We start from the raw sequence: 6,276 nt of genomic DNA, 5'->3' as shown, positions 1-6,276 counted from the left end.
CGGGGTGATCCCGACAACGCGGCGAGCGTGCGTGCCAGGCGCCGTCGGGCAGGCGGGACTTTCGCAACACGCCCTAGGGCGTGTGGGCCGCGCGGCGGGCCGGCCGGGTCGCTGGGACCCGGCCGGCCCGTCGGCTACGCGTAGAAGGACGGGGTGCCGTTACGGCAGGGGCGCCGCTTCCGCGTCCGCCGCGGGCACGGGCCCCTTCCCGGCCCCAGGACGCGTGCGGGGCTCCGGGGTCGTGCCGGTGCCCGCCGGGCGGCCCTTGGCCGGGCGTCGCAGCAGTCTGATCAGCGGTCCGGCGGCCGCCGTGGTCAGGAGTGCCATCACGACCAGGAGGGCGTAGAGCCGGGGGCCGATCACCCCGGCCGCCAACCCGACGTTGAGCACGATGAGTTCGGTGAGCCCACGCGTGTTGAGCAGGACGCCGATCAGCAGCGAGTCCCGCCAGGGGATGCGGACGCCCCGGGCCGCGAGCGTGCCGGAGGCCACCTTGCTGACCACCGCCGCGGCGCATATCACCACGAGGAGCAGCAGGTCGGATCCGTGCAGCCCGTCGAGTGCGACCGCCATTCCGGAGACCGCGAAGAACACCGGGAGCAGCAGGCCCCCGGCGTCCTGGAGCGGGCGCAGCAGGCTGCCGTCCGGGGTGCCGTCGGCGCGGCGGGGCATCACGACCCCGGCAAGCAGGGCACCGAAGATGACGTGCAGCCCGAGCGCGTTGGTGGCCCAGGCCGAGGCCAGCGCGACGGAGACGGCGACCGGGACCTGGTGGGACACGCGGGTGCCGGCCCGGTCCTTCCACCAGGCCAGCAGGGGGCGTACGACGAACAGCATGACCAGGACGTACACGGCCAGCAGGACGGCCTTGACGAGCCAGTCCCGCAGCGAGCCCTGCGCGCCGCCCACCAGGACCACGGCGAGGACGGGCCAGCTCAGCGCGTCGATGACACCGGCGGCGGCCATCGCGACCGTACCGGGGACGGTCCCGGCCAGCCCCTGGTCCTTGATGATGCTCGCGAGCACCGGGACCGCCGTGATGGACAGGGCCACGGCCATGTAGAGGGTGAAGGTGGCGTCGACCGGGTGCCCGCCGTTGACCGCCTCGAAGGCCTCGGGGAGCAGCAGGACGAGACCCGCGCCCATCGCCATGGGGACGACGAAGCCGCCCAGGGACACGGTGGCCACCGCACGCCGGCCGCGCAGGAGCCCCAGGTCCAGTTCGTATCCGACGGCGAACAGGAAGAGGACCAGCGCCACTTGGGCGAAGGAGGTCAGGATGGGCTGGATCTCCGACGGGAACAGCGCCTCGTACACCCCGCCGGGGAGCAGGCCCAGGAGGCTGGGGCCGAGCGCGATGCCCGCGAAGAGCTGGCCCACGACCGGTGGCTGACCCAGTCTGCGGGCGGCCGCGCCCAGGGCCGAGGACGTCGCGATCACGACGGTGAGAGCGGCGACGACATGCGTGACGACGGAGTCCGAACTCACCGGCACACCCTTTCTGGCATATGCCGCTCACCGTGGCACACTCTTTACTGAGTGTAGCCGCCGACGCGCCAAGTGGCCTATCGTGAAAGCCGTTTGGCGTATGCCGCCGCGGACGGGGGGTCAGCGTGACGACGGTGCTGTTCGTACACGGCACGGGAGTGCGGGAGCCGGGATTCACCGGAACCCTGGAGCTCGTACGGGAGGGATTGCGGGCGTTACGACCCGAAGTCGCCGTTACTCCCTGTTATTGGGGTGAAAGCGCGGGATCGGCACTCCGTTCGAACGGCGCCTCGGTTCCGGGATACGGCACCGGGCGCGGACTGCCGGAGGCCGGCCCCCCGGGCACGGAGTCCGACGGAGCCGACGAGGACGTCGAGTTCTGGGGGCTCCTCTATCTCGACCCCCTGCTCGAACTGCGCCTGCTCGTCTCCGAGTCGGCCGCCCCGGCGGAGCTGGCCCCGGGCGCCGTGCCGCCGGGTGAGGCGCTCGCCTCGGCGGCCCAGTCCCTGACCGGGGACGCCCGGCTGCGCGAGCTGCTGGACGCCGCGGGGATCGGCGAGGACTTCCCCGCCGCCGTCGCCGCCGTCCTGACCTCGCCGGACTGCCGTCAGTTCCTGCGCTCCCCCGCCGCCGGCAGCGAGGTCGGCGCACTGGCGCGGGCGTTCGCGGCCGAGGCGGTCCGCCGCCGGGCCGAACGGCCGGGCGCGGCACCGGTCTTCGACGGCACCGCGCGCGACGACGCGGTCGCCCGGATCGTCGCCGTGCTCCCCGGCGACCCGCCCGACGGGGCCGGAACACACCGCGGGCCCGTCACCCGGCGGGTCAAGCGGCTCGCCGGACGGCTGGCGCTCGGGCTGGCCTCCGCCCAGGTGGTGAAGCGGCGGTCGGCGCTCACCGACGCGGCGCACCCGGCCGCCGGGGACGTCCTGCTCTACCTGTCCCGGGGCGGCGCGATCCGCGAGGTCGTCGCGGAGGCGGTCCGGGCCGCCGAGCCGCCGGTCGTCCTGCTCGCGCACAGCCTCGGCGGCATCGCCTCGCTGGACCTGCTGGTGCTGCGGCGGCTGCCGCAGGTCGAGCTGCTCGTCACCGTCGGCTCGCAGGCCCCGTTCCTGTACGAGCTGGGGGCACTGCCGAGCCTGGAGCACGGCGCTCCGCTGCCCGGGCACGTACCGCCCTGGCTGAACGTGTACGACCGGCGGGACCTGCTCAGCTACGTCGGCGCGGGTGTCTTCCCCGACCGGGTCCGGGACGTGGCCCTCGACAGCCGCCAGCCCTTCCCCCTCGCGCACAGCGCCTACTGGTCCAACCCCGAGTTGTACCGCCTCCTCGCGGCGGAGCTGCCGTGACGGGGGCGCGGCCGGAGCGTACGTACGCCCTCGTCGTCGGCGCGGAGCGGTACGCGGCCGGGCCGTCCTGGGACCTGCCGGGGCCCGCCGCCGACGCCCGCCGCTTCACCGGCTGGCTGCGCGGGCGCGGCGTACCGGCCGGCAACGTCTTCCTGCTGCTCGACCCGCTGCCCGGCGCGGGCGGGCCCGAGGTCGACGTCGCCGCGGGCACCGCCGGGCGGGAGTCCGTGCAGGCGGTGCTGACGCGCCGGCTGCCGGCCCTGGAGGGCGACCTGCTCTGGGTGTTCTGGGGCGGCCACGGCGTCACCGACCCGCAGGGGCACCGCAGGCTCTTCTACGCCGACGCCGGTCCGGACGACCGCCGGAACCTGGACCTGGACGCGTGGCTGACCGCCTTCACCACCGATCTCCTGCCGGGCTTCCGGCGGCAGATCTGGCTGGTGGACTCCTGCCAGACCTTCGTCGAGGACCTCGGCTTCGCCCGCTCCCTGCCCACCGAACTTCCCTCCGGCGGCGAGCGGTTGCCGGGGCGCGAGCAGTTCGTCCTGCTGGCCGCCGGACCGGGGCAGCGGGCGGCCAACGACCCCGTCCGGCAGACGGGGGCGTTCTCCCGGGCCGCCCTGGACGCCCTGACCGCCCTGGACGCCTCGGACGGCGGCACGTGGCCGCCCGACATGAACGCCGTCGCGGACACCGTCCTCGGGCGGTTCACAGGTCAGCCGGCCGGACAGGCCCCCGGCACCGGCCAGCGGCCCACCTCTCTCTGGCACCGGTCCTGGGCGGGCGACGAGCGCCGGCTCGACTTCCCGGCCACTCGACGCCGGGAGGAGCCGGTGCCGGACGCGGGCCTCGCCGAACTCATCGGCCTGCTCGCCGGATGGCCGAGCATGGCGGACCGGGACCACCGGCAGCTCGTGCTCGGGATGCTCTCCCCGGACCTCGCCGGCGCCATCCCCCGCATGGGGGCCCCGCGCCCCGACATCATCAGCATCGTGCGGACCTGCCGGCGCCATCCGGGGGGTCTGGCCGCCCTCGTCGAGGCGCTCGCCCTGCTCGAACCGGGCTCCCTGGAACAGCGCGATCTGAAGGACTGGGCCGACCGCTGGCTGGGGCCGGGAACGGGCGGCTGACCGGTGGATCACGCTCTTCCCGAACCCCCCTGCCTGCGCCATCATGAAAGCAACGGGGTTCACGGCTGTGAGGGGGTTGTCGCATGCACGCGTCCGACGAATTCATGGGATCCGAGTTGATCGATCTCAGCGAGATGCCGCTGTCCTCCCTCCGGTCGCAGAGCCCGGTCCTGCATGCCGAGTCGCTGGAGCGGCTGCTCCGTCAGGTCGAGTGCCCGCGGGTCAACTTCGCCGGGGGGGACGGACAGCCCGGGCGGGCCGACTGACGGTCCCCCGGGAGGAGATCCGTGCAGACCGACGGACGTCACGAACCCGCCCGCAGCCCGCACCATCTCGTTCCCTCGGCGCACTTCGACGCCCTGGCCGCGGGCCGGGGCGACGCCGGTACGGTCCGCTTCCTGCGGACCACCGAGTACAGCAGGCGCCTCCTGCTGCTGCGGGCCCTGCTCGACGGCGTCGCCGAGACGCCCGGCGCGCTCGGTCCGCTGCCGGACGTGGACAGTGTGTGGGAGACGCTGACGGCCGCTCAGGAGCGGTCACCCGAGGTCTTCGGGGAGCTGCTGCTGCATCCGCACGTCGGGGTCTGGCTGGGCCACGGGCTGCGGCGGCTGCGGCGGACGGCCTGGGGGGACGGTCCCCTCTGGACCGACCTCGGGCACGTCTTCGCGGTCTGCGCGGTCGCCGCGCTGCGCACGGGCCTGCCGCTGCGCACCACCGTGCCCCTGCGGGACGGCGGCGTCATGTTCCCCACCCTCGGCCTCGCCCGGCTGCCGGACCGGCCGCGCTGGGGGACGGCGGAGGTGCTGGTGGAGGCGGGTCGGCTGTGTGTCGACCCGTACGGGGCGCGCGTGGGGCCCCCGGACCCGCCGCACTTACGCCCCGGCCCACGCGGGCGCGTCGACCGGCCCGGTCGGGTCGACCCGGCCGTCCCGCTCAGCCCGCCCGGCCCGCTCAGCCCGCTCGACCCGACCGACCCGACCGACCCGACCGATCCGACCGGCCCGCCCGGCCCGCCCGGCCCGCCCGGCCCGCCCGAGGGCGACGTGCCCGGCTGGCAGGGCCCGCACCGGATGCACGGGCGCGTGGCGGGACGGCAGGTCGGGGTCTGGCTGGACGACATCGACCCCTACCGGGACCTGAGCGAGCCGCTCCCCGCGCACCGCCTCTCCCCGGACGAGACCGCCCGCTGGCGGGAGCGGTTCGGCCTGGCGCTGGACGTCCTGGAGGACAGCGACCCGGAGGCGGCCGTGGCGCTCGCGGAGGGCCTGCGCAGCGTGACGCCCGTACGGTCCTCGTCGGCCGGGGGTGTCCTCAGCGCCTCGTCCGGGGACGCCTTCGGCGGTCTGCTGACCTCGCTGCCCCCGGACCCGGTCACCTTCGCCGTCACGCTGGTCCACGAGTTCCAGCACACCAAGCTCGGCGCGCTGCTCCATCTGCTGACGCTGGAGCGGGACGCCGGCGCCGAGCGGCACCACGCCCCCTGGCGGGACGACCCCCGCCCGCTGAGCGGCCTGCTCCAGGGCACGTACGCCTTCCTGGGCATCACCGACTTCTGGTCCCGCCGCCTGGAGCGGGCGCCCGCGGCCGAACGGGCCGCGGCAGAGTTCGAGTTCGCGCTCGCCCTGCGCCAGACGAGCGAGGCCGTCGGGACCCTCGGCGCCGATCCCGCGCTGACCGCCCACGGCCGCCGGTTCGTGCGGGGCATGGCCGCCCGGCTGCCCGCGTGGAGGGCCGACGGGCGGGTCCGGCCGGGCGTCGACGCCATGGCGGGGTTCGCCGCCACGGACCACCGCACCGAGTGGCGCGTCCGGCACCTGGTGCCCGCCCCGGACGCCGTACGCGCCCTGGCGAGGGCCTTCGTCACCGGCGCCGGGCCCGACCTCCGCGGCGCCGGGTCCTCCGTCGTCCCCGAGCTCACGGCCCGCTGGTCCCACGCCCGTACCCGCCTGATCCGGCACGTGCTGGGGGCGCCGGAGGCGGGCGCCGCGCCCTCCGGCCCCTCCGCCGGACCGCCCGCGCCCTCCACGGCCGCCGAGCGCGCCCTGGTCTCCGGCGACCCCGCCGCGGCCGACGCCTACGCCCGCCTCGTGGCCGAGGACCCCGAGGACCCCGAGGCGTGGACCGGACTCGTCCTCGCCGTCGCGCTCGCCGAACCGGCCGCGCGCCCGCTGCTCCGGCGTCCCGAACTCCCCCGGGCCGTCCACCGCGAGCTCCGGGTCATCGGCACGACGGCCGACCCGCGGCGGCTGGCACGCTGGCTCGCGGCCGGTGTCGCCGGGACCTGAAGGAAGGGCCCCGAGACCGGAGGTACG

At 75.8% G+C, this 6,276-nt stretch carries 5 protein-coding genes; 4 read left to right on the top strand and 1 reads right to left on the bottom strand.

The features are described from left to right. Window positions 1-159 precede the first annotated feature (159 nt). Entirely contained in the window at window positions 160-1,488 is a 1,329-nt protein-coding gene (locus ACF08F_RS16165) for a cation:proton antiporter (protein WP_392299102.1), read from the bottom strand. A 134-nt stretch (window positions 1,489-1,622) separates the two neighbouring features. Between ACF08F_RS16165 and ACF08F_RS16160 the strand changes: the two genes are divergently transcribed. From ACF08F_RS16160 to ACF08F_RS16145, 4 genes are all read left to right on the top strand, one after another. Then, window positions 1,623-2,834, top strand: a complete 1,212-nt coding sequence (locus ACF08F_RS16160; protein ID WP_392299101.1) for a hypothetical protein — start codon at window positions 1,623-1,625, stop codon at window positions 2,832-2,834. Then, window positions 2,831-3,964, top strand: a complete 1,134-nt coding sequence (locus ACF08F_RS16155) for a caspase family protein (RefSeq protein ID WP_392299100.1) — start codon at window positions 2,831-2,833, stop codon at window positions 3,962-3,964. Before ACF08F_RS16160 ends, ACF08F_RS16155 begins: the two co-directional genes overlap by 4 nt. Window positions 3,965-4,047: 83 nt before the next feature. Further along, window positions 4,048-4,230 (top strand): hypothetical protein, encoded by a 183-nt coding sequence (locus tag ACF08F_RS16150; protein WP_392299099.1) that lies wholly within the window; start codon window positions 4,048-4,050, stop codon window positions 4,228-4,230. A gap of 21 nt (window positions 4,231-4,251) precedes the next feature. After that, the gene (locus tag ACF08F_RS16145; protein ID WP_392299098.1) at window positions 4,252-6,249 is read left to right on the top strand and encodes an aKG-HExxH-type peptide beta-hydroxylase; all 1,998 of its coding nucleotides are present in this window, start codon (window positions 4,252-4,254) and stop codon (window positions 6,247-6,249) included. Window positions 6,250-6,276 lie beyond the last annotated feature (27 nt).

It is taken from the genome of Streptomyces sp. NPDC015130, from assembly GCF_043080005.1.
In the GTDB taxonomy this organism is placed as follows: domain Bacteria; phylum Actinomycetota; class Actinomycetes; order Streptomycetales; family Streptomycetaceae; genus Streptomyces.
This window is presented reverse-complemented; position numbering and strand designations above follow the sequence as displayed.

Coding starts and splice junctions, on each gene's coding strand:
- ACF08F_RS16150 (WP_392299099.1), top strand. CDS start 4,048: ATGCACGCGTCCGACGAATTCATGGGATCCGAGTTGATCGATCTCAGC.